Here is a 21807-nt window from a genome sequence, read left to right on the forward strand (position 1 = left end):
ATAACCACTAATATAGGGACAGAAAGGATGCTCACTGGTTGGCAAAGGCAAGGGGGCTAAATAGGTTTGGCGGCCTGCAGAAAAATATTCGACATCACCCGCGCGATTATTAGAGACGTAATTTTCTACCGACCTATTCATTGCGACACGTCCAATGCAGTTACGTCCACACCCACTAATGGAGCTTCTGGAACGGTTATTGGGTGCTTCACCGAAGGAAAGCACCCCTCTTCCAAAATATTGAAACGGACACTCCGGGTCTGCTCCATAACTTGTTCATTATCATCAAAATATTGAATATTAATCACCAGCAATAATTCTTCTGAAACCTTCCCCAAAATAGTTTCAGGATTACGCGGATAGTTCAGTTTCAACATCAATGGTTCACTCTTCCCCTTTTGCTCTGGCTTACTAACAACCTGCTGCAAGCCCAAGTACACTGCATCACTTATCATTTCCCGCTGCTCCGCAGGACGTTCACGACTGTTCTGCAATATTTTGGTAATGCGCTGCGCGCTTATAAATAATTTGTTCCGTATTTTTCCCTCCAATGAAGCGTGGAAGTCCGCGACACTCAAACCCGGGACAATCAGGAAAATTTCCCCAACCTTAGTGTTGGGCAAGAGGCTGAGCCAAAACGATTCATCAGAAACACCCTTAATCTGCACGACCGGGGCTTGTAGCAGTTCGGTTAATTGGTTCTGAAACTCAATAAGCGTCCAATATCTATGTTTATCTGGATCGCGGCCCCATGGGGTGCTTTGTAACCACTCATCATGAGGAGTGGTGTTATGGCGGTTGTATAACCAAGTACCGGCCAACTCCAATAGAGTGAACAACCCTCCGAACAAATTCGTCCGAAAAAAAACAGTGCCTAGACGTGCTCCTGACGCAATCCACGCAGCTTCACGGGCAGCACCTTTAGCCGCCATCAATACGCCAAGACCTGCACGGCCAGTGTTGAACAATCCATAAGCATTGCTGATTGCCAAGCCCCCAGAACCGACCATCGTTAGCACGGCACCTTGCTGTGCTAACCGGTTGCCGCTACGGACAGCCTGTAACCATTTATCGTGATATCCATTGAAACTAGCAATCGCAGCAAGCATTCCGAAGAGGTAAGTCCCCGCACCCAACCCAACATGCAACTTACCTATTGTGACTTTCAAACGACTAAGGGCATTCGATTTCAGACTCTCACCCAAAGCGTTAGCTTGCGCACTAAGCGCTGTATCAAATACTCCTTGCGCCGCCGCAAAACCAGCAGCGCCGGTAGCAAATACAGCATTCATAAACGCTTCCAATTGCCGTTCATGTGATGGCAAGGAGTACGTTTCTTTAATCACCTGCGCCAAATTCACCGCCTGCGCCAAAAACAGCAACAACGCCGCCCCATCCCCCAGCACATTCAATGCCGGCGCACTCTTCACGCCATTGCGAAAGTCACTCATCAAACTAGCGGCTTGCCGCTGGCCTTCGTTCGGGAAGATCACCGTCAAGCCTGCACGCTCGGGACTTGCTCCGAACAGGCGTGTGTGTTCATCCGGCAGTTCCACAATCGGGCTGATACTCGCTGCCAGTCGTTTTTCGCCCGAGTCCAGTTGCCAGTTCAGGTAATTGATCTTTTGCTGAGCTTCTACCGATTGGGGCGATGTATGCCCCTTTCCCCCCTTTCTCCGCGCAATCCTGATGGCTTGTTTACGCTCGCGTTTAAGCTTCCTCATTTCAGTCCGTTGTGTGAGGACTTCTTTCATCGTGTCGCGCAAGCTGGCTTTTTCTTCCGGGGTGGAAAAATTAAACGTCGCGCCTTCGGTTTTTGCGGCCTGCAGAATTTTCGATTTCAACGCAAAGGGCAGGTTGCGAAACAGTTGATCAAGGTCGGGCATGGTGTGCCCTTTGAACACTTCAGCAAACTCGGCCACTAGTTTTTCCAACCCGCGATTCAGCGCTGGCGCCAGTGTATTTTGCGCGGCGTTGGCGACGGGGCGCGTGCTTTCAGGAAGGTCGTCCAAGGCCGGTAACCGCCCGTGTTCAACACTGCGCATTTGATCGAACAGCCCGCGGGAGTTGTTGAATACGGTCATGCCCGCGGCACCCAAAAATGCGTATTGCACCCACAAGCCGGTTTGTTCGCTGTAGGGCAAGGTGTAATACAGCGGGCGGCTAAATTGCGGTTGGGATTCGATAAAGGCATACAGTTGATCGCAAGCTTCGTCGCTGCGGCAAATGTCTTTGAGGCAGGCATATTCAAGGGTGAAAGCAAAATCCCTCTGCCGACTGAGTTGAGGGTCGAGGTACCAGGCGTGTGTGTGAAAGCCGCAGGTGGTGATCAACGCCACGCGGTCGGCGGTGATGCGCTCTAGCAGGTCATTCCAGCGAGCGAGCCCAGTGCGGTGAGCCAGCAGGTCGCGGTCCATGGCTTCGCGGTCGATCAGATCATTAACGCCCCGCTGGCCGAATTTGGCACCGTGCAAAATATCGTCGATGCGTTCGCCGTGAAGCTTGCCGAGTGCGATTAAAGCCTCGAAATGCTTTTGTACGAAGGCGCTGGGAGAAAGGCGAAAGTGCGGGGGGGTGTAGTAGCGTCTATCCACTTCCTCAACGGCACTCAGGGCCTCAAGATTGAAACCATCACCGCCTGAATGAGCGGCGCCAATCGCCTGCGCCTCTGCCCTCTCACGCAATACCTGCAAATCCGCTGGCACCGGGCTTCCCGCTGGTGGGGTCATCAGCCCGCCTTTGTTGACGTATTCCAGCATCGCTGCTTTGGTCACGCCCCGATCCGGCTCTGGCATGTTCTCCAGCTCGGCAAACATGGCCTTGATCGCCGGGTCATCGGTGGCTCCGGCCAGCACCGACACATCCGGATCGCTCAGTTGGCTGAGGGATTCGATGTAACACGCCAGCAGGTAATCGCGTTCGTTGTGGCCTTCCTGCGCGCCATCTTTGCCGCCGCCATTGGCCCAGTCACCGACCCAGCCTGCGACCTCATCCTGATAATTGGCCAGGTCGCGCAAGACACCCAAGGTGTCATCAAGCACCAGGTACAGCGTGTCAAAGTGGTACTGCGGCTGAATAGCGTTCTTTAAATGAGCAAAATAATAAGGCCTAAAACGCGGCGGGTTTTCCCACAGGTAGGGACGACGTTCGTGCTCGGGTAGCTCAGCCTGCAAACGGCGCCGCTCACTAAAGACGGCGTGCTCGGCCAATGACGCATCAGCCCCCAGATGATCCTGCTCCTGCTCGACCCGTTCGGTGGCGTGCTCTGCCAGCCATCGCTCGACCATCGGCTCAGTCAGCAAGTGCTTGGCGCCTTTGACGCAGTCCGCCTGACTCAGGTCCACGGCCTGCATAAAGTGATTGCGCTCGGCGGGATCATTAATCACTTGCCGGCATTTGTTGGCCGACCATTGCACCTCGGCATACCCGACATACAAGGTGCTGGTTTTGGGGAAGATCAACGTTGGCGAATTGATCGGGTCTTCACGTTCGTCCTCGACCACCTCCTTACCCTGAAACAGCATCGACTCCACCACGCCGTTATAGACCCGGTACTCCGTTAACTCGCCGTTGCCGCTGTCGATCACATAGAGCCAGCCATCACGCAGCAGGCGAATGCCCAACGGACGACTCTTCAGGCTGTAGGGCATGGCGATTTCAGCGCAGGGGTCAAGGGCCGGGTTATCCACCAACCCATAGCGCAGGGGCAATAGTTGAAGGGTGCTTTTCCTCAGCGGGCAAACACCCAGGGCGGTTCTGGGAGTGCGTGAGTAATTGATGTGGTTAGGGTTGGGTCGAGTGGGTTTGCTCACAAATCAGACTCCTGTAGGCCAAAGAGTTACAACGGGCAATATCAATGACGCTGTTAACGAGATGATATGAACCCGTAACTTCACGGCGATCACCCACCCGAAGTTCGATACATGTGCATCCGCGCAGACAGCATTAGTTGTTTCATAAAATGACAAACATGAAATAAAAGTGCGCAAGAAGTTGCGCAGTTGAACCAAGCTTAATTATCAAAACCGTCAATAAAGTCAGTTCTGCGTTTTACCACGAAGTAGGGTTATTTATATGTAGGATCTTTCCGCATCTTGAGGCGTGTCTGTGCACCCGCCAGATTCTTGGATAAAGTGCATCACGATCTTCGACCCAGGAACCGGGAAATGACTGACAAGAGCCAACAATTCGCCAGCGACAACTACTCCGGTATCTGCCCTGAAGTCTGGTCTGCCATGGAAAAAGCCAACCACGGCCACCAGCGCTCCTACGGCGACGATGAGTGGACCCTGCGCGCCGCCAATGACTTTCGCACGTTGTTCGAAACCGACTGTGAGGTGTTTTTTGCTTTTAACGGCACGGCGGCCAACTCGCTGGCCCTGTCGTCGCTGTGCCAGAGCTTCCACAGCGTGATCTGCTCCGAAACCGCCCACGTCGAGACCGACGAATGCGGTGCGCCGGAGTTCTTTTCCAACGGCTCAAAGCTGCTGATTGCCCGCACTGAAAACGGCAAAATCACGCCTGAGTCCATCCGTGAAATCGCCCTCAAACGCAAAGACATTCACTACCCCAAGCCGCGTGTCGTGACCATTACCCAGGCCACGGAAGTGGGCAGCGTTTACCGCCCGGAAGAAATCCGCGCCATCAGCGCGACCTGTAAAGAGTTGGGCCTGCTGCTGCACATGGATGGCGCACGCTTTTCCAACGCTTGCGCTTTTCTCGGCTGCTCACCGGCAGACCTGAGCTGGAAAGCCGGGGTCGATGTGCTGTGTTTTGGCGGGACTAAAAACGGCATGGCCGTGGGCGAGGCAATTTTGTTCTTCAACCATGATCTGGCGGTGGATTTTGACTACCGCTGCAAACAGGCCGGCCAATTGGCGTCCAAGATGCGCTTTTTGTCAGCCCCGTGGGTGGGCCTGCTGGAGAACGATGCCTGGCTGAAACACTCGCGCCACGCGAACCATTGCGCGCAGTTGTTGAGCCAGTTGGTCAGTGACATTCCGGGGGTTGAGTTGATGTTCCCGGTGGAAGCCAATGGTGTGTTTCTGCAACTGTCGGAACCGGCAGTGGTGGCGTTGACGGCCAAGGGCTGGCGCTTCTACACCTTTATCGGCAAGGGCGGGGCACGTTTCATGTGCTCATGGGACACCGAAGAAGCCCGCGTGCGGGAGCTGGCGGCGGATATTCGCGAAGTGATGGCGGGGTAAGGTCAAACACACCCTCACCCCAACCCTCTCCCAAGGGGAGAGGGGGCTTGAAATGCGGTGCTGCGGATGTTGCGCTTTTAGCCCCCTCTGGGTGAGGGGGCTTTGGATCACTCAGGATTGACCCAGCGTTCGCTCAATCACATCGACCGTGGCGCTGACTTGCTCTTGATAACGGTCGAGTTCCTGTTTGTGGCACAGCTGCAATTCAATCTGCTGGGAACACAGGTTCAACGCGGCCAATACCAACAATTTGTCCCCGATCAAGCTCGGGTACTTTCTTTTCGTTTCGGCCAGGGCTGCCTTCAACATGACCGTGGCGGCCATCAGGGTTTGCTGCTCCCCCTCCGGCGCTTTGATCGTGTAGTCGTTACCCAGAATCGAGACGACATTTACACCGTCTCTGTCCGCGCTCATGCGTTGACAGGGCTCACGCTCGCGCGATCAACCAGTGCTTGAATACGGGCAGCCGTAGCGCCTTGCTTCTCTTCCTGTTCCATCAGGCTCAGTTGCAGGCTTTCGTTTTCGTCTTTGGCCTGAACCAGTTCAGCGTTCAGTTGTGCGTTGGTGTCCAGCAGCTCTTGCTTTTGCTGTACCAGGTCGCTGACCAGTTGTTCCAGTTTGCTAAGGGATGACTCAATCATGGTGATGTTCTCAAGCAGTTTCAGAGGGCGCGTACGATAAAGAAAAGTCAGCCGCTAAGCTAGCGGCCACCCACCTTTAAGCCCCCTAAAGACTGTGGTTTCGTACCTTTGTTCCTACAGGGTTCAGAATTCAATCCTTACATCGCCTTTGGGCACGCTGCAGCACGACAGGATGTAGCCTTCTGCTACGTCTTCGTCGGTAATGCCGCTGTTGTGCTCCATGTCCACTTCGCCGCCCAGCTTGAGCACTTTGCACGTGCCGCAAATGCCCATGCCGCACGCTTTGGGAATCAACAAACCCAGTTTGGCCGCCGCCGCGTGCACTGTTTCGGCCGGGCCCACGCGGATGCTTTTACCTGAAGCGGTGAACTCCACCTGATTCAAGTCCGCCGCGTCCAACTCCGGCGCATCGGCCGCCTGCTCGGCCTGTTCCACCGCATCGGCCCGCGCTTCGGGCGGCGTCGCGCCAAACGACTCTTCGTGATAACGGCTCATGTCAAAACCGTTGCTATCCAGCAGGCGTTTGACCGCATTCATGTAGGGCGTCGGCCCGCAGCAAAACACTTCGCGTTCCATAAAATCGGGGGCCATCAGCTCCAGCATTTTGTGATTCAGGTAGCCGCGATAGCCCGCCCACGGCTCGCCCAGCCCGTGTTTTTCACAGATCAGGTGCAGGCTGAAGTTGTCGATGCGCGACGCCATGTGCTCCAGCTCGCGGTGGTAAATGATGTCTTTGGGCGAACGGGCGCTGTGGATAAACACCATGTCGACATTGGCGTTGGTGTCGTAAAACCAGCGCGCCATCGACATCACCGGAGTAATGCCCACGCCACCGCTCAAATACAACACCTTGGGGCTCGGCGCATCAATGGCGTTGAACAACCCCACCGGCCCATGCACCGCCAGCTCCTGGCCTTCTTGCAGGGTGTCGTGCAGCCAGTTGGACACGCGCCCGCCCGGCACCCGCTTGATGGTCACCGAAAAACTATACGGCACCGAAGGTGAGCTGGAGATGGTGTACGAACGCATGACCGCCTCGCCGTCGATTTCCAGCTCCAGGGTCACGAATTGCCCCGGCTTGAAAAAGAACAGAATTGGCTGATCCGCCATAAAGCAGAAGGTGCGCACATCCCAGGTTTCCTGAATCACTTTGACGCAACGCACGATGTGTCGGCCATTGGCCCAGGTCTGGGTGGTTACCGGGTTCAGAAAGCTGTTGGACATGCGCTTCTCCACGGCCGACTGTCGGCCTCATGCTGGCGATTCTGCGCAGGCCCCGAGGCGACCATTTACCTATTCGCGACATTCACATACTTATCGCGACCAGCCCCTGAAAACAGGCCCTCACGCGTCGGGAACAGATGGGGCCATGTCGCCCGTGGATATGGCATCGCCACGCGCTGAACGCACACTCAGCGCAACCGATCAGCCACTGCCAGGCCACACCCGATGGCCATGAGGACGACAACGATGGACATCACCGCCACCCTAAGCCTGGGCGACCCGCTGGAACCCGCACGTTTGGCCACCACCCAGATGCTGCACAGTCGCGAACGGACATTTTCGCTGCCGCAGCCCTTCTACAACGACGAGCGATTGTTCGAGATCGACATGCAGGAAATCTTCCAGAAGGAATGGTTGATTGCCGGTATGACCTGCGAGATCCCGACCAAGGGCAACTTCCTGACCCTGCAAGTGGGCAAAAACCCGATCATTGTCATTCGCGGTGCCGAGGGGCAGGTTCATGCCTTCCATAACGTGTGCCGCCATCGTGGCTCACGGCTGTGTACCAGCGAGAAAGGTAAAGTCGCCAAGCTGGTGTGTCACTACCACCAGTGGACCTACGAACTGGACGGGCGTCTGTTGTTTGCCGGAACGGAGATGGGCGCAGATTTCGACATGAAGCAGTACGGCCTCAAACCCGTGAACGTGAAGACCGCAGGCGGTTACATCTTTATCAGCCTGGCCGACAACCCGCCCGCCATTGACGAGTTTCTGGCCACGCTGAATCACTACATGGAACCTTACGACATGGAGAACACCAAGGTGGCGATTCAAACCACCCTGGTGGAAAAAGCCAACTGGAAACTGGTGCTGGAAAACAACCGCGAGTGCTATCACTGCAACGCGTCACACCCCGAGCTGCTGAAAACCTTGCTGGAGTGGGATGACGTCACCGACCCGCGTGCCGATCAAGCGTTCAAGGATCATGTAGCCGCCTCTGCAGCGGCTTGGGACGCCGAGAAAATTCCCTATGCCCACGCCAGCTTTGGCCTGCGTAACCGCATCGTGCGCATGCCCCTGCTCAAAGGCACCGTGTCGATGACGCTGGATGGCAAGCAAGGCTGCACGAAATTGATGGGGCGGATCAAAAACCCGGATTTGGGTTCGATGCGCATCCTGCACCTGCCCCACTCGTGGAACCACTGCATGGGCGACCACATCATCGTCTTCACGGTATGGCCGATCAGTGCGCAAGAAACCCTCGTGACCACCAAATGGCTGGTGCACAAGGACGCGGTGGAAGGTGTGGATTACGACGTAGAGCGGATGCGCAAGGTCTGGGACGCCACCAACGATCAAGACCGCCGACTCGCCGAAGAAAACCAGCGCGGTATCAACTCCATCGCCTACCAGCCGGGGCCGTATTCCAAAACCTACGAATTTGGTGTGGTCAACTTTATCGACTGGTACAGCGAGCGCTTGCTCAACAACCTCGGCGCGGCACCCGCGCCGTACCTCAAGGGCGTGGTTGCTCAGTAGCCTACAACGTACAGAACATCAAATACGCCTCCCCGGTGACACGAATCAACGGGTGAGGCGTGACCTCACAGGTTTTGACGATATGGAAGCCATGGCGCTCGTAAAAGCGCCGGGCGCCGCTGTTGGCTTCATAGTCGATCAGACTTAACCCCTTGAGGCCCAACTCATCACAGCGCGCATGGGCGTACTGCAGAAACTGCTGGCCTAACCCACGGTTACGCCAGCCCTCATGCAACGCCAGGCTTGAAATATAAAGTGTGTCGGGGATTTCCATACCGGCGTAGGCCGCCAGCACCGGGTCGGTTTCTGGCTGTGCCTCGGGATCGTGGCGCATTTCAAAACTGTGCATCATGCCGATGACCTGGCCCTCAGCTTCGGCGATCCGGCAGTTTTGGTAAGAAAAAATAACCCCCTCGCGGGCATAGCGCATCTCGCCTACATCCAACAAGGGTTGCCCCGGCTGCGCAGTCAGGCTCCAGATGTAATCAGCACAGCCTTCGGAGGAAATTTGAAACAGTCGCGCTATTTCTCGCGCATCACTGCGTCGAGCTGGACGAAAACAAACAGCCATATCGGAAACTCCGCAGGTATCGAGCAGGGTTTTTAGCCTGATCTCACTGCGCGCAGCAATACGCCTTTACGTCGGCTTTATATCCAGTTGTGACATAGCTGATTATTTTTTAACCAGCCTTGCACACGCCATACATTTAAAGGCCCGCAGCCCTTCACCAACATCTTATCCACAGCCACACCCACAGTAATTGTGGGGAAGTGGACAAATCGGCTGAAAAGACTTGATTGGCTGTTTTTTGTACAAATGCATGTAAGCCACGTTATACGTGGCTTGCAGCGACTCGCGAACACCTTATCCACATAACCGCCAACAGAGAATGTGCGCAACTTATGCACCGCGGCCCTTCTTTGTGGAAAACCTTTTTAAAGCACCGTAATTCAAGGGTTAAGCAGAGAAGCAGTGGATAACAACGAGAATTGTCTATTTTTTGACCAGAAGCTTGAAAGCCCCGTCCTGTATAGCGCTTAGCCGACAGCAAACAACTTATCCACATAAGCGCTAACAGACTTTGTGGGCAAGTCAGCGAACCACACCTTCTTCGATGAATAACTTCAAAATGGCTTGAGCGCCCTCTTCTGCCGTCACATCTTTGAGCACTTGGCCAGAACCGCCCACGGCCTTGGCCGTGGCCGCTTTCATGCGCTCGGCGCCACTTTTGGCCTTAATCACTTTTAAGCGCTTGGGCCGCGGCTTGGCAGGTTGAAAAAGGGGTGATGTGGATAACTCTTCCACCGTCACCTCCACTGAATCTATATTCACTTCACCCCGCATGGCCGGACCATAAGCGCTTTGCCGGGGCTTGGGGGCGGCGTTATCCACAGTGGCCATAAAGGGCAGCCGCACTCTCAGACGACGACGCTGGCCACGGGGCAGCGCTTGCAGCACCAGAGCGACACCGTTGTGGATAGATTCAATCTGCGCGATGCCCACCAGCAAGGGCCAGCCCAATTGTTCTGCCAACAGATAGGGCAACATGCCTGAGCCTTCGCCGGTTTCAGCCTGACTGCCAGCGAGCACCAGTTGCACACTGGATTCACGCAGGTAATTGGTTAACGCTGGTAACGCGTCGACACCGGGGGGTTGTTCCAGCACGTGCAACTCGGACAGGCCCATGCCCAGATAGGCGCGCAATGCCGGTTCGTGAGGGTTGCCGGCATGCAGCACGTGCAGGTTATCCCCCGCCAGCTGCAAGCCCAGTTCGACCGCACGGGCATCGTGTTCAGCGTGGCGCGCACGGCCGGAAGCGGGGTGTGCGCCAATGGATACCAGTGCAACGGTGGCGATAGTCATTTATTGATCTCCAAAGCAAAAGCCCCTCACCCTAGCCCTCTCCCGGAGGGAGAGGGGACTGACCGCACGCGGTTTCACAAACCCTCACCCTAGCCCTCTCCCAAAGGGAGAGGGGACTGACCGCACGCGGTTTCGAGAACTCCGCAAATCTGCCCCCTCTCCCTCTGGGAGAGGGTTGGGGTGAGGGGCTTTTCAGGCTGCATCACGCTTAACCCCAGACCGCCACTTATCCACAGCCGCAATCAACGCCTGAAGAATCGCCCCACCCTCCCCAATCACTGACAAATCCGCCCGTTTGACCATGTCGCAGGCCGGGTCCAGGTTAATGGCCACCACCTTGTCGCAAGCGCCAATGCCTTGCAGGTGCTGGATCGCGCCACTGATACCCACCGCCACATACACCCGTGCGGTAACCCAGGTTCCACTGGCACCCACCTGCCGCTCGCGGCCCATAAAACCATCGTCCACGGCCACACGCGAGGCGCCCTCCGTCGCCCCCAAGGCCGCCGCCGCCCTGTGGAAAAGTTCCCAGTCTTTAACGCCATTGCCACCGCTGAGAATAAATTCCGCTTCGGCCATGGGAATGGCAGCCGGATCGACCTCCACCGCGCCTAAATCCTCGATACGCGCCAAACAGGGCACCACGGTTGTGGATAACTGCACCGGGATAACTTCGTGCCGCGTCTCACTCACCGGCTCGGCGCATTCAACCGCCGCCAGAATGATGCGCGGCACAACCCGCGTCACATCCTGTAAACCCGCCCCGGCGCGTCCCACACATTGATCGGCTTTAACTTGCCAAACCCGCGTGGCGGGTCGCTCGCCGACACCGGCGGCAAATCGCCGGCCCAATTCGCCCCCGCCGCTGCGGCTGTCTGGCAACAACCAATGCCGGGGCGCAAACTGGTTATCCACAGCCCGTAAGCTCAGGACCTGCTGCTCCGGTGCATACCCTTCGCTGTCGAGCAACAACAGCCGGTCAACACCGGCGCGGTCAAAGGCCGTTTCTTTTACCTCACCAAACACCACCGCCAACACCGCACCGTCTGCACCTGCCAGTTGCCGAGCCAGCCCCAGCACATCGCGGTCGTGGCTACTGAGCCGCCCGCCGATCATGTCCGGCACCACGGCGATGAAAAACGCCGGGGCAGCGACTTGATGCAGCGGCACTTGAACCTCAATGCTAGCTGAACGCTTGGTGACGCCAGCCTGCTGCGCACCGCTGCGGTCTATGCGTTTGATGCCGTTGGGACCCATAAACCCGACGGCGTGGACGTTCTTGCGGATCACGCCATTGGGCCCCATCCAGGACGACTGCGCCGGTTGCATGGCGGCATGCAGCGGATGCAGGCGATTACGCGCAATACGCTCAGCACGCGGGTCGCGGCGAATGATGTCACTCATGCAATCACCTCAGGTTCCAGGCGTTTAGCCGGTTTGGCGGGCACGGCAGGTTCGATCAGCGCGTCGGCCACCAGTTCGGCAATGTCTTTGACCTGCGGCCGGGGTTCGACCACGCCTTCGAGCATCGCGGTGCATTGCGGACAGCCCACAGCCACCCGCTCGGCAGCTGTCTGGCGAATATCGTCCATGCGCATATCGGGAATGCGCTGTTTACCGGGAATGTCGGTAATCGGCGCCCCACCGCCGCCGCCGCAGCAGCGCGAGCGAAAGCCCGAACGCTGCATTTCTTTGACCTCGATCCCCAGTGCACGCAATACCGCACGCGGTGCCTCGTATTCGCCGTTATAACGGCCCAGGTAACACGGGTCGTGATAGGTCATGCTGCCTCCCGTGTCGGCCTTCAAATCCAGCAACCCGGCGCTGATCAGTTCGGCCATATAGGTGCTGTGATGCTGGACCCGGTAGTCGCCGCCAAAGGCGCCGTATTCGTTTTTCAGCACATGGAAACTGTGCGGATCACAGGTCACGATACGGTTGAACCGATACTGCGCCAGCGTCTGGATATTGCGCTTGGCAAGCCCCTGAAACGTGGCTTCATCACCCAGACGCCGGGCTACGTCACCGCTGTCGCGCTCTTCCAGCCCCAGCACCGCAAAGTTGACCCCCGCCGCTTTCAGTACTTTGACAAAGGCGCGCAAGGTGCGCTGGTTACGCATGTCGAATGCCCCGTCACCGACCCAGAACAACACGTCCACCGCCGGGGTGTCGCGCATCAGATCCAGGTTCAAATCCGCCGCCCAATTGAGTCTTCCGCCGGGGGCAAAGCCGCCGGGGTTGTCCGTAGCAATCAGGTTATCGAGCACCTGTGCACCGTTGTTCGGGGTGGCGCCTTTTTCCAGCGTCAGAAAACGGCGCATGTCGACGATGGCGTCTACGTGCTCGATCATCATCGGGCACTCTTCAACACAGGCCCGGCAGGTGGTGCATGACCACAATGTGTCGGCGTCTACCAAGCCATTGACGATGGGTTGGTGCGGGTTGCCGCCGTGTTCGCCAATCGGCTTGCCGGGGTAGGGGCTGCCGGCAAAATGCGCGTCGGTGCCGCCCGCCAGACCCACCACCATGTCCTGAATCAACTTTTTCGGATTCAACGGCTGGCCAGCCGCGAAGGCCGGGCACGCGGCTTCGCACTTGCCGCATTGCACGCAGGCATCAAAGCCCAGCAATTGGTTCCAGGTGAAATCCTTGGGTTTTTCCACGCCCAAGGGCGCACTGCGATCATTCAAATCCAAAGGTTTTAAACCGGTGGAGCGACCGCCACCAAAGCGCTCGGGGCGGCGGTGCCAGGCCAGATGCAGAGCACCGGCAAAGGCATGCTTCATCGGTCCGCCCCAGGTCATGCCCAAGAACATCTCCGACACGCCCCACGCTACGCCCACGGCCAACACTGCCGCCAACATCCAGCCGCCAAATCCCTCGGGCAACAGTCCCGCAACCGGCAAGGTGAGGATGAAAAAACTCGCGCTGAACACCAGCAAACTTTTTGGCAAGCGCATCCACGGGCCTTTGGACAGGCGCGAAGGGGGATTGAGGCGGCGCTTGAAGACGAACACCGCGCCGACAAACATCAGCACCGTGGCGAACAATAAGGCGTAACCGAGGATGCGGTTATGCAGGCCCAAACCGTGAGCCAGAATCGCCAGAATCGCTGCCAGCACAAACCCGCCCGCCGTGGCGACGTGGGTGTTGGCCATGTATTTGTCGCGGGCGACCACATGGTGCAGGTCGACCATGTAACGACGCGGCATGGCCAGCAGGCCGCCGAGCAGATCAACGTTGGACGGGCGGCCACGACGCCACATCTGGAGGCGGCGAATGGCGCCGATGACGGCCAGGCTGAGCGCGGCGAAGAGCAGCAGTGGCAGTAGAACATTCAGCATGGGGGGCTCCCCTTGAAATTCGGTGGGGTCACACGACCCTCACCCTAACCCTCTCCCAAAGGGAGAGGGGACTGACCGCACGCGCAGCATTAGCCTGGGGTGAGGACCAAGGATGTACTCAAAAATCCTTGCACAACCGCAGCGCGTCATAGATCGCCGCATGCACGTTGCGCTGAGCCACGCAGTCACCAATACGGAACAGCAAATAACCCTCCCCCGCCACGTTCAAACACGGCTGCGGCTGGATCGCAAACAGCGCCTCAACATCAATCTGGCCCTTGTTGCGTGAGTCCGGTTTAAGCGCGTAATACAGCTCCTCATCCGGACGCACGCCGTTTTCAATGATCACCTGATCGACCACCCGCTCTTCTTTGGCGCCCGTGTATTCGTTCTCCAGCACCGCCACCAATTGATCGCCTTCGCGGTAGACCTTCTCCAGCATCATGTCGCCGGTCATGATCACTTCTTTGGGGTACAAGCTGCGGTAATAGGTGGGGAAAGACGTGCCGCCAACCGCCACGCCAGGCTTGGTGTCGTCGGTCACGATCTCGACCTGCGCGCCCTTATCCGCCGCAAAGTCGGCCACCGACATACCGGTAAATTCGCAAATGGTGTCGTACACCAAGACGTTTTTCCCCGGCGCAACCTTGCCGTCCAGCACGTCCCAACTGCTCACCACCAGCCCCTCGGCCGCCCCCCAATGCTCGTTCTGCTCCACAAAGGAATGGCCGCCGACCGCCAGCACCACGATGTCCGGGCGCAGGTCGAGAATCGTCGGCAAATCCGCCGCCGTGCCCAACCGCACATCGACGTTCAAACGCGCCAGCTCCAATTGAAACCAGCGTGTGATACCGGCCATTTGATCGCGCTGCGGGGCTTTGGAGGCCGTGGTGATTTGCCCGCCAATGGCGTCTTTTTTCTCGAACAGCGTCACGTCATGGCCGCGCTCAGCCGCCACCCGCGCCGCCTCCATGCCCGCAGGCCCTGCACCGACGATCACCACCTTGCGTTTAGGCCCAGTGGTTTTCTGAATGATGTGCGGCACGCCCATGTATTCGCGGGACGTGGCCGCGTTTTGGATGCACAGCACGTCCAGCCCTTGATACTGGCGGTCGATGCAATAGTTGGCGCCCACGCATTGTTTGATCTGGTCGACCTGACCCATTTTGATTTTGGCGATCAGGTGCGGGTCGGCAATGTGCGCGCGGGTCATGCCGACCATGTCGACGTAGCCGCCCTCCAGAATCCGCGTCGCCTGATTCGGGTCCTTGATGTTTTGCGCGTGCAGCACCGGCGCCTTTACCACTTCCTTGATGCCAGCCGCCAAATGCAAAAACGGCTCCGGTGGATAACTCATGTTGGGGATCACGTTGGCGAGCGTGTTGTGGGTGTCGCAGCCCGAACCGACCACACCGATAAAATCCAGCATGCCGGTGTCGTCGTAGTACTTGGCGATCTGTTTCATGTCCTCATGGCTGAGGCCGTCGGGGTGGAATTCGTCACCGCACAGGCGGATGCCCACGCAGAAATCCGGGCCGACCTCAGCACGCACGGCCTTGAGCACTTCGAGGCCAAAACGCATGCGATTTTCAAAACTGCCGCCCCATTCATCCGTGCGCTTGTTCACCCGCGGGCTCCAGAACTGGTCGATCATGTGCTGATGCACCGCCGACAGCTCCACCCCGTCCAGCCCACCGGCCTTGGCCCGGCCTGCGGCGCTGGCGTAATTGCCGATGATGCGCCAGATCTCTTCTGGCTCAATGGTCTTGCACGTGGCCCGATGCACCGGCTCACGCACACCCGAGGGCGACATCAGGGTCGGCCAGTTGAACCCGTCCCAGCGCGAGCGACGGCCCATGTGGGTAATCTGGATCATGATTTTGGCGCCGTGCTTGTGCATGGCATCGGCCAAATTCTGGAAGTGCGGGATGATGCGATCGGTGCTCAGGTTGACCGAACTCCACCACTCTTGCGGGCTGTCGATGGCCACCACCGAAGAACCGCCACAAATGGCCAGACCGATACCGCCCTTGGCTTTTTGTTCGTAGTACTGCACATAACGCTCGGTGGTCATGCCGCCGTCGGTGGCATACACCTCGGCGTGAGCAGTGCTCAGCACACGGTTGCGGATGGTCAGTTTGCCGATTTGAATCGGCTCAAACATTGCTTCGAACGCCATATCCCGATCCTCGACTTACAACGGCTTGACGATAAACAGACCGTGGTCGTGGCCTTCTTCCGAACCGCTGTACACCTGCTCGGCCACGGTGCGAAGGCTGCTGCCACGGGCGTGCAGAATCTGGTCCATCGCGCCTGCAAACCAGCCCGTGAACATGTAATCCACCTTGCGCCCGACCTTGCCGTACACATAGACGAAACAGGAGTGTTCCAGCTTGATCGTGGCCGTGCCCTTGTCGAGGTCGATGTCCAGTAACGTGAACAGCCCCCAGCCGCGTTGCGACAGGCGTTTCATGTAGTGCTCAAACACCGCGACCCCTTCAAGGCCGTGGCATTCGGCTTCTTTTTCGCACCAGTGCCAAGCGGATTTGTAGCCCGCCTTGTAGAGGATTTCGGCGTAGGCCTCGGCCCCCAGCACCTCCTCGATGCCCCTATGGTTGTTAACGAAAAAGTGCCGTGGCACATAGAGCATGGGCAGCGCGTCGGAGGTCCAGACGCCGGTTTCGCTGTCGACTTCGATAGGCAATTGCGGGGCGATTTTAGCCATGACATCAAACTCCAAATATTATTAAGCCCCGTAGCAGCTGCCGAAGGCTGCGTTCGGGCGCGAAGCGGTCGTGAAACCAGCCACCGCGCTCTTGCGGGAAAATTTTGCAATACGGGTTTACGACTGCTTCGCAGCCGGACGCAGCCTTCGGCAGCTGCTACGCAAACAGTGGTTGCGGTTACTCGCCCCAGACGTCTTTCAGGACATTGACCCAGTTCTCGCCCATGATCTTGCGCACCACGCGTTCGCTGTGGCCGCGCTTGAGCAAGGTGTCGGTGAGGTTGGGAAACTCACCCACGGTTCGGATGCCCAGCGGGTTGATGATCTTGCCGAAGCTGGTCAGACGCCGGGCGTAGCCCTTGTCGTGGGTCAGCATTTCGAAAAAGTCCTGACCGTGCCCTTGGGTAAAATCAGTGCCAATACCAATCGCGTCTTCGCCGACGATATTCATCGTGTATTCGATGGCTTCGGCGTAGTCGTCAATGGTCGAGTCGATGCCCTTGGCCAGAAACGGCGCAAACATGGTCACGCCGACAAAACCACCGTGGTCGGCGATAAATTTGAGTTCAGCGTCGGATTTGTTACGAGGATGTTCTTTCAGGCCGGAAGGCAGGCAGTGCGAGTAGCACACTGGTTTTTTGGAGGCCAGAATCACCTCTTCAGAGGTGGTGGAACCCACATGGGACAGGTCGCACATGATGCCCACGCGGTTCATTTCGGCCACCACTTCGCGGCCAAAACCCGATAACCCACCGTCGCGTTCGTAGCAGCCCGTGCCCACCAGATTCTGGGTGTTGTAGCACATCTGCACCACACCCACGCCCAGCTGTTTGAAGATCTCGATATAGCCCAGTTGATCTTCAAACGCATGGGCATTCTGAAAGCCAAAAATGATCCCGGTCTTGCCCTGTTCCTTGGCGCGGCGAATGTCGGCGGTGGTTTTGACCGGGATTACCAGATCGCTGTTATCGCGAATGAGGGTCTGGCTGGCGACGATATTGTTGATGGTGGCCTGAAACCCTTCCCACACCGACACGGTGCAGTTGGCGGCGGTCAAGCCGCCCTTGCGCATGTCTTCAAACAACTCGCGGTTCCATTTGGCAATGATCAGCCCGTCGATAACGATGCTGTCTGCGTGCAACTCGGCTGGGCTCATCAGGCGTCCCCTTATCGGCGATTGCTGCGCCGAATCGTCTGCCGGCGCTTTGGGGCCAGCATAGGCTTGGGGTCAAAAACAGCCGGGTGCAAAAGCGACAGCGCGATTGCCGAAAGCGTCAATGAGCACCTTGGCTGTTCATTGGCCGACGCATCAGCCAGAATCGGCCCCAACTCTGGATTAGGAAGCCGCAATGAAATCGATTCTCCTGGCCTTGGCGTTGATCACCAGCGGCGCCTACGCAGCCGATGATGCCGACTACAACCCGTGTGATGCCGTCGAAAACGACCAGCAAACGCTGGCGTGTTCCGTGTTCAGCAAAAATGCCGCCGAGCAATTGCTGACCGAAAACTACGAGGCCCTGCAAACACGCATGACCTCGTTGTATGGCTCAAACCCGACCCAGCTCAATAACATCATCAGCAAGATCAAAGCCGCGCAAGCGCTGTGGCTGCATCAGCGTGACGCCGATTGCGCCATTGCGGTGTTCCCGGCCACCGCCGGCACCGACACCTACAACATCGCCCTCAATGACTGCATGGCCGCCATCAGTGACGACCGCTCAGAGTTTCTGGAATCCATCGGCCAGGAGTGATCACCGCATTTGATTCCCGTAGCAGCTGCCGAAGGCTGCGTCCGGCAGCGAAGCGGCCGTAAAACTGCAGATTGCGACCTTGCTGGCAGAATATGTCTGGTGGGTTTACGACTGCTTTGCAGCCGGACGCAGCCTGCGGCAGCTGCTACGGATCGGCACTTGAATTACTGAGCACAGGTTTTTTATGACTATTTGCGGTATTGAAATCAAAGGCAGCGAAGCGATCTTCGCCCTGGCCACATCCAACCTTGAGCACGTGGCCGTTGCCACCAAAAAAATCGCTCTCGACGACGATGAAGACGCGGCCAGCGTCAAAGCCTTCGCGGCCAGCCTGGCAGCCTTTGTAAAAGCCCAGGGCATCACCCGCATCGTGATCAAAAAACGCAGCAAAAAAGGTGAGTTTGCGGGCGGCCCGACCACCTTCAAAATCGAAGGCATCCTCCAGTTACTGTACGATTGCGACGTGCAATTGCTGTCACCGCAAACCCTCAACGCACAGTTCAAAAAGCACGCCTTCGAGCTGCCTGCCACGCTGAACAAATATCAGCATGAAGCGTTCAAGGCCGCGTGCGCGGCGTGGCTCAAGGGTTAAGCCACTGCCGTTGTGGCTCGGCCACCGGCGCCGTGTTTTGACTCAGGGCACACTCGACACGGGCAAAGAATGCAGGTACCTGCAGGTCCTCTTCAAAGAAGGCCTGCACGCTGTCAACGTCTACCCGGTGGTTGTCGGTCAACACCACATTCTGGCTGGGGCCGATAAAGATAACCGCAGCATTGCCCGGCACATTGGCACAACTGTGTTTGCTGTTGAAATCCAGCACATGAGCCAATTTGTAGGCCACTTCAGGCAAGCGTTCGGCGCTCAATCGATTGCCGCCCCAGCCAAAGTAAAAGCCCATCACCAGGCACGCAAACAACAGAAAGCACGCAGAACTGACCAAGGGCCCCTCAGGGTATTTGCCCTTGAGCAACGCCTTGAACCACATAAACAGGTTGAGGGCATGGAGTGCGGCGAACACACCAATAAGAAAGATGAACGGCGACAGGTTTTTAAAAAAAATGAACCCCGTCATAAACGTCAGGCTGAGCGGAAACGCCGTCGCGTCGATACCAAACACACCATTAATCACCCCGGCCGCCTTGCCCGTGGAAAACACCAATAACGCCGAGGCGCCGATAGACACGATGATTTTGGTAAAGCCAAACCCCCAGAGCACCTTGAAGAACGCGGTGCGTTCGATCTGAACCAGCACAAAAATCAACGCCAGCAATGTTCCCGTCACTTTGAAGGCGAATCGTTTTTCATCCAGCCAGTCCCAGCCACTGCTGTTCAGCAGGGCCAAGTAGATGAACACAGCCGCCGCCATTCCCAACAGAATCAACGCACGCCAAAAATGACTTTCCTGCTCCTCGTCATCCCGGCGTTTGCTGCGAGCAGACGCGCGCATCAATTGAACCATTTCGATCACATAACCCTTGAGGGTCTTGCGAGTCACAGCCGAGTCCTTGTCTTCACCCTGGGCCACTTCTTCATACAGCGCCTCAATATGTTCAGGGCCTGTGGTGGGTGTGTTGTATTGATACTTGCGCTCTTTGTTTTGCTGACGCTCCAGCATGGCTCAACCCTTGTGGTGATTAAACGATCGTCACACGGCCCTGACACAAAGCACAGACGGCGGGCGCTGATGCCTCAAAACGACCTGCAGTTAGGCAAACCGGACACCGCCCTTGCCGCTTTGCCAAAGCCCTACCAGAATCAAGGCTCCAACGCGTTTCACAGAAGGATAAAAAGCATGATGCACGCGGATTTGATTGATCAGCACGACTTGCTTAACCAACTGCGCTCACTGGGATTTGAAGTGTCGGGCAGCGCCGACGAGGCGTGTAAAGCCGTGGTGTGTGGATTGAACGACACTAACGTGCGCGCGCTCAAGGGGCTGGTGGAAAAACTCTATACCGGCAGCGCAACCATTTTGCCCGCTGTGCGCGAGGCCATTGACCGGCACTTGCTGCCGGGGCTCGCGCAGTTCAAGCACCCCTCGCCCCATTGAGAGTGAGGGGTGTGTGAGTGCTTTAAATTCTCACACTGGCAAAGGTTGATTCATTGCGCGCCTGATGCAACGCCGACATCGGCCCCGCCAAAGGCGCCAGCAGCAGTGATTGCGTAATCGGCACCAGGGTTGTCGTCTGCTGAGTCGTATTGGAACCGACGCGCTCATCGCGTGGCGGGATGCCGAAATATTCGCGGTAACACTTGGAAAAATGCGGCGTCGACACAAACCCGCATACCGCCGCCACTTCGATAATCGACATCGGCGTTTGCTTAAGCAACTGGCGCGCCCGCACCAACCTCAACTTGAGGTAATAACGCGACGGCGAACAGTGCAAATACTTCTGAAACAGCCGCTCCAGCTGGCGCCGGGACACCGTCACGTACACCGCCAGCTCGTCCAGATCTATCGGTTCTTCAAGATTGGCCTCCATCAGCGCGACGATTTCCTGCAACTTCGGCTGATTGGTGCCCAGCATGTGTTTAAGCGGTACACGCTGGTGATCCTGCTCGTTGCGAATGCGTTCATACACAAACATTTCCGAGATGGCCGCCGACAACTCCCGGCCATGATCGCGGCTGATCAAGTGCAGCATCATGTCCAGCGGCGCGGTGCCGCCCGAACTGGTAAACCGGGTGCGATCAAGGGTGAACAGTCGCGTGCTCATGGCCACCCGCGGAAAGGCCTCCTGCATCGACGCCAGGCATTCCCAATGCACGCTGCAATCAAAGCCATCGAGCAAGCCGGCATAGGCCAGCGCCCAACTGCCAGTGCACACCGCGCCGAGGCGACGCGACTGGCGCGCCTGACTTTGCAGCCATGACACATGCTCGCGGCTTACCGTGCGCTGAATTCCGATACCGCCGCAGACAATCACCATGTCCAGCGCTGGCGCCTTGTGCATGCTGGCATCGGGGGTCACTTGCAGACCGTCGCTGGCCCACACCTGACTGCCGTCCGCGCTGAGGGTGCTCCAGCGATACAGTTCACGGCCTGACAACTGATTGGCCATGCGCAAGGGTTCAATCGCAGACGCCAAAGAAATCAGCGTGAAATTGTCCAGCAGCAAAAAGCCGATGGATTGAGGCGTACGGTTCTGGGGTTGGGCCCCGGAGTTGAACGACGTCATCGCGGTATCTCCTCACACAAGCGGGTGATGGCCTCAGGCGCAGGCTCTTGTTCTGGCTCCCGATTCAGGGGCTTGGCAATCACAACGCAATTGCCATGCCTAAAATTGAATGGCCATTCAACAACACCTGAAAACGACGTCGCAAAGGGTCTAGTCAAAGGGGCCGCAAACCCACGGCTAAACGCGATTTAAACTGACGCGGCTGCGGGCGACGACCGTGTTGAGCACATCGGTAGCATTTGTGGGAAGGTTCAGGCCTTGGGCTGTGCACACCTGTCACCCAACGCACAGTTGCGTGCGCCATAAAAGGTCGTCATGCCCTTAAACAGCGC

Annotated in this window: 18 protein-coding genes; 5 read left to right on the forward strand and 13 right to left on the reverse strand. The window is 57.4% G+C overall.

The window, feature by feature from the left end; genetic code table 11:
- Nucleotides 1–137: 137 nt before the first annotated feature.
- Nucleotides 138–3812, reverse strand: a complete 3675-nt coding sequence (locus GHN86_RS05980) for a toxin VasX (protein ID WP_323369206.1) — start codon at nucleotides 3810–3812, stop codon at nucleotides 138–140.
- A 354-nt stretch (nucleotides 3813–4166) separates the two neighbouring features.
- Here GHN86_RS05980 and GHN86_RS05985 point away from each other — a divergent pair, with 354 nt between their 5' ends.
- Nucleotides 4167–5207 (forward strand): threonine aldolase family protein, encoded by a 1041-nt coding sequence (locus tag GHN86_RS05985; RefSeq protein ID WP_153377950.1) that lies wholly within the window; start codon nucleotides 4167–4169, stop codon nucleotides 5205–5207.
- A gap of 111 nt (nucleotides 5208–5318) precedes the next feature.
- On the opposite strand, the gene GHN86_RS05990 is transcribed toward GHN86_RS05985, so the two are convergent.
- The 3 genes from GHN86_RS05990 to gbcB all read right to left on the reverse strand — a co-directional run bounded on the left by GHN86_RS05990 (nucleotide 5319) and on the right by gbcB (nucleotide 7072).
- Nucleotides 5319–5621 (reverse strand): cell division protein ZapA, encoded by a 303-nt coding sequence (locus GHN86_RS05990; RefSeq protein ID WP_153377949.1) that lies wholly within the window; start codon nucleotides 5619–5621, stop codon nucleotides 5319–5321.
- Entirely contained in the window at nucleotides 5618–5848 is a 231-nt protein-coding gene (locus GHN86_RS05995) for a hypothetical protein (RefSeq protein WP_122785406.1), read from the reverse strand. Before GHN86_RS05995 ends, GHN86_RS05990 begins: the two co-directional genes overlap by 4 nt.
- Before the next feature lie 123 nt (nucleotides 5849–5971).
- Nucleotides 5972–7072 carry a glycine-betaine demethylase subunit GbcB gene (gene gbcB, locus GHN86_RS06000; protein WP_153386229.1) on the reverse strand — a complete coding sequence of 367 codons (1101 nt, stop codon included), beginning with the start codon at nucleotides 7070–7072 and terminating at the stop codon, nucleotides 5972–5974.
- A 246-nt stretch (nucleotides 7073–7318) separates the two neighbouring features.
- Between gbcB and gbcA the strand changes: the two genes are divergently transcribed.
- Nucleotides 7319–8611 carry a glycine-betaine demethylase subunit GbcA gene (gene gbcA / locus GHN86_RS06005; protein ID WP_153377947.1) on the forward strand — a complete coding sequence of 431 codons (1293 nt, stop codon included), beginning with the start codon at nucleotides 7319–7321 and terminating at the stop codon, nucleotides 8609–8611.
- A 1-nt stretch (nucleotide 8612) separates the two neighbouring features.
- On the opposite strand, the gene GHN86_RS06010 is transcribed toward gbcA, so the two are convergent.
- The 7 genes from GHN86_RS06010 to GHN86_RS06040 form a co-directional block, all read right to left on the reverse strand.
- On the reverse strand, nucleotides 8613–9182 hold the full coding sequence (locus GHN86_RS06010; RefSeq protein ID WP_153377946.1) for a GNAT family N-acetyltransferase: 570 nt from the start codon (nucleotides 9180–9182) through the stop codon (nucleotides 8613–8615).
- A gap of 522 nt (nucleotides 9183–9704) precedes the next feature.
- A complete protein-coding gene (locus GHN86_RS06015) occupies nucleotides 9705–10475 on the reverse strand; it encodes an electron transfer flavoprotein subunit beta (protein ID WP_153377945.1) in 771 nt (256 codons plus the stop codon).
- A gap of 192 nt (nucleotides 10476–10667) precedes the next feature.
- Nucleotides 10668–11879 carry an electron transfer flavoprotein subunit alpha/FixB family protein gene (locus GHN86_RS06020; protein WP_153377944.1) on the reverse strand — a complete coding sequence of 404 codons (1212 nt, stop codon included), beginning with the start codon at nucleotides 11877–11879 and terminating at the stop codon, nucleotides 10668–10670.
- Nucleotides 11876–13819, reverse strand: coding sequence for a dimethylglycine demethylation protein DgcB (dgcB, locus tag GHN86_RS06025; RefSeq protein ID WP_153386231.1), 1944 nt, complete (start codon nucleotides 13817–13819; stop codon nucleotides 11876–11878). Before dgcB ends, GHN86_RS06020 begins: the two co-directional genes overlap by 4 nt.
- A 118-nt stretch (nucleotides 13820–13937) precedes the next feature.
- Nucleotides 13938–15998, reverse strand: coding sequence for a dimethylglycine demethylation protein DgcA (gene dgcA / locus GHN86_RS06030; RefSeq protein ID WP_153386233.1), 2061 nt, complete (start codon nucleotides 15996–15998; stop codon nucleotides 13938–13940).
- 15 nt (nucleotides 15999–16013) lie between these two features.
- The gene (locus tag GHN86_RS06035; protein WP_153377941.1) at nucleotides 16014–16544 is read right to left on the reverse strand and encodes a 4-vinyl reductase; all 531 of its coding nucleotides are present in this window, start codon (nucleotides 16542–16544) and stop codon (nucleotides 16014–16016) included.
- 178 nt (nucleotides 16545–16722) lie between these two features.
- Nucleotides 16723–17700 carry a dipeptidase gene (locus tag GHN86_RS06040; RefSeq protein ID WP_153377940.1) on the reverse strand — a complete coding sequence of 326 codons (978 nt, stop codon included), beginning with the start codon at nucleotides 17698–17700 and terminating at the stop codon, nucleotides 16723–16725.
- A gap of 193 nt (nucleotides 17701–17893) precedes the next feature.
- On the opposite strand from GHN86_RS06040, the gene GHN86_RS06045 reads away from it, so the two are divergent.
- Together GHN86_RS06045 and GHN86_RS06050 are read left to right on the forward strand one after the other, a co-directional pair.
- A complete protein-coding gene (locus tag GHN86_RS06045) occupies nucleotides 17894–18295 on the forward strand; it encodes a lysozyme inhibitor LprI family protein (RefSeq protein WP_153377939.1) in 402 nt (133 codons plus the stop codon).
- A gap of 184 nt (nucleotides 18296–18479) precedes the next feature.
- Nucleotides 18480–18887: a DUF3010 family protein gene (locus tag GHN86_RS06050; RefSeq protein ID WP_153377938.1), complete on the forward strand. Its 408-nt coding sequence runs from the start codon at nucleotides 18480–18482 to the stop codon at nucleotides 18885–18887.
- Here the strand turns inward: GHN86_RS06050 and GHN86_RS06055 are convergent.
- On the reverse strand, nucleotides 18877–19911 hold the full coding sequence (locus GHN86_RS06055; RefSeq protein ID WP_153377937.1) for a hypothetical protein: 1035 nt from the start codon (nucleotides 19909–19911) through the stop codon (nucleotides 18877–18879). The genes GHN86_RS06050 and GHN86_RS06055 overlap by 11 nt on opposite strands.
- Before the next feature lie 177 nt (nucleotides 19912–20088).
- Here GHN86_RS06055 and GHN86_RS06060 point away from each other — a divergent pair, with 177 nt between their 5' ends.
- Nucleotides 20089–20346 (forward strand): hypothetical protein, encoded by a 258-nt coding sequence (locus GHN86_RS06060; protein ID WP_153377936.1) that lies wholly within the window; start codon nucleotides 20089–20091, stop codon nucleotides 20344–20346.
- 22 nt (nucleotides 20347–20368) lie between these two features.
- On the opposite strand, the gene GHN86_RS06065 is transcribed toward GHN86_RS06060, so the two are convergent.
- A complete protein-coding gene (locus GHN86_RS06065; RefSeq protein ID WP_153377935.1) occupies nucleotides 20369–21475 on the reverse strand; it encodes a GlxA family transcriptional regulator in 1107 nt (368 codons plus the stop codon).
- Nucleotides 21476–21807: the final 332 nt, after the last annotated feature.

It is taken from the genome of Pseudomonas helleri (assembly GCF_009600315.1).
Taxonomy (GTDB): Bacteria; Pseudomonadota; Gammaproteobacteria; order Pseudomonadales; family Pseudomonadaceae; genus Aquipseudomonas; species Aquipseudomonas helleri_A.

Excerpts from the sequence above, each read along its gene's own strand:
- GHN86_RS05985 (WP_153377950.1), top strand. The coding sequence starts at position 4,167 with ATGACTGACAAGAGCCAACAATTCGCCAGCGACAACTACTCCGGTATC.
- GHN86_RS05990 (WP_153377949.1), bottom strand. The coding sequence starts at position 5,621 with ATGAGCGCGGACAGAGACGGTGTAAATGTCGTCTCGATTCTGGGTAAC.
- GHN86_RS05995 (WP_122785406.1), bottom strand. The coding sequence starts at position 5,848 with ATGATTGAGTCATCCCTTAGCAAACTGGAACAACTGGTCAGCGACCTG.
- gbcB (WP_153386229.1), bottom strand. The coding sequence starts at position 7,072 with ATGTCCAACAGCTTTCTGAACCCGGTAACCACCCAGACCTGGGCCAAT.
- gbcA (WP_153377947.1), top strand. The coding sequence starts at position 7,319 with ATGGACATCACCGCCACCCTAAGCCTGGGCGACCCGCTGGAACCCGCA.
- GHN86_RS06010 (WP_153377946.1), bottom strand. The coding sequence starts at position 9,182 with ATGGCTGTTTGTTTTCGTCCAGCTCGACGCAGTGATGCGCGAGAAATA.
- GHN86_RS06015 (WP_153377945.1), bottom strand. The coding sequence starts at position 10,475 with ATGACTATCGCCACCGTTGCACTGGTATCCATTGGCGCACACCCCGCT.
- GHN86_RS06020 (WP_153377944.1), bottom strand. The coding sequence starts at position 11,879 with ATGAGTGACATCATTCGCCGCGACCCGCGTGCTGAGCGTATTGCGCGT.
- dgcB (WP_153386231.1), bottom strand. The coding sequence starts at position 13,819 with ATGCTGAATGTTCTACTGCCACTGCTGCTCTTCGCCGCGCTCAGCCTG.
- dgcA (WP_153386233.1), bottom strand. The coding sequence starts at position 15,998 with ATGGCGTTCGAAGCAATGTTTGAGCCGATTCAAATCGGCAAACTGACC.
- GHN86_RS06035 (WP_153377941.1), bottom strand. The coding sequence starts at position 16,544 with ATGGCTAAAATCGCCCCGCAATTGCCTATCGAAGTCGACAGCGAAACC.
- GHN86_RS06040 (WP_153377940.1), bottom strand. The coding sequence starts at position 17,700 with ATGAGCCCAGCCGAGTTGCACGCAGACAGCATCGTTATCGACGGGCTG.
- GHN86_RS06045 (WP_153377939.1), top strand. The coding sequence starts at position 17,894 with ATGAAATCGATTCTCCTGGCCTTGGCGTTGATCACCAGCGGCGCCTAC.
- GHN86_RS06050 (WP_153377938.1), top strand. The coding sequence starts at position 18,480 with ATGACTATTTGCGGTATTGAAATCAAAGGCAGCGAAGCGATCTTCGCC.
- GHN86_RS06055 (WP_153377937.1), bottom strand. The coding sequence starts at position 19,911 with ATGCTGGAGCGTCAGCAAAACAAAGAGCGCAAGTATCAATACAACACA.
- GHN86_RS06060 (WP_153377936.1), top strand. The coding sequence starts at position 20,089 with ATGATGCACGCGGATTTGATTGATCAGCACGACTTGCTTAACCAACTG.
- GHN86_RS06065 (WP_153377935.1), bottom strand. The coding sequence starts at position 21,475 with ATGACGTCGTTCAACTCCGGGGCCCAACCCCAGAACCGTACGCCTCAA.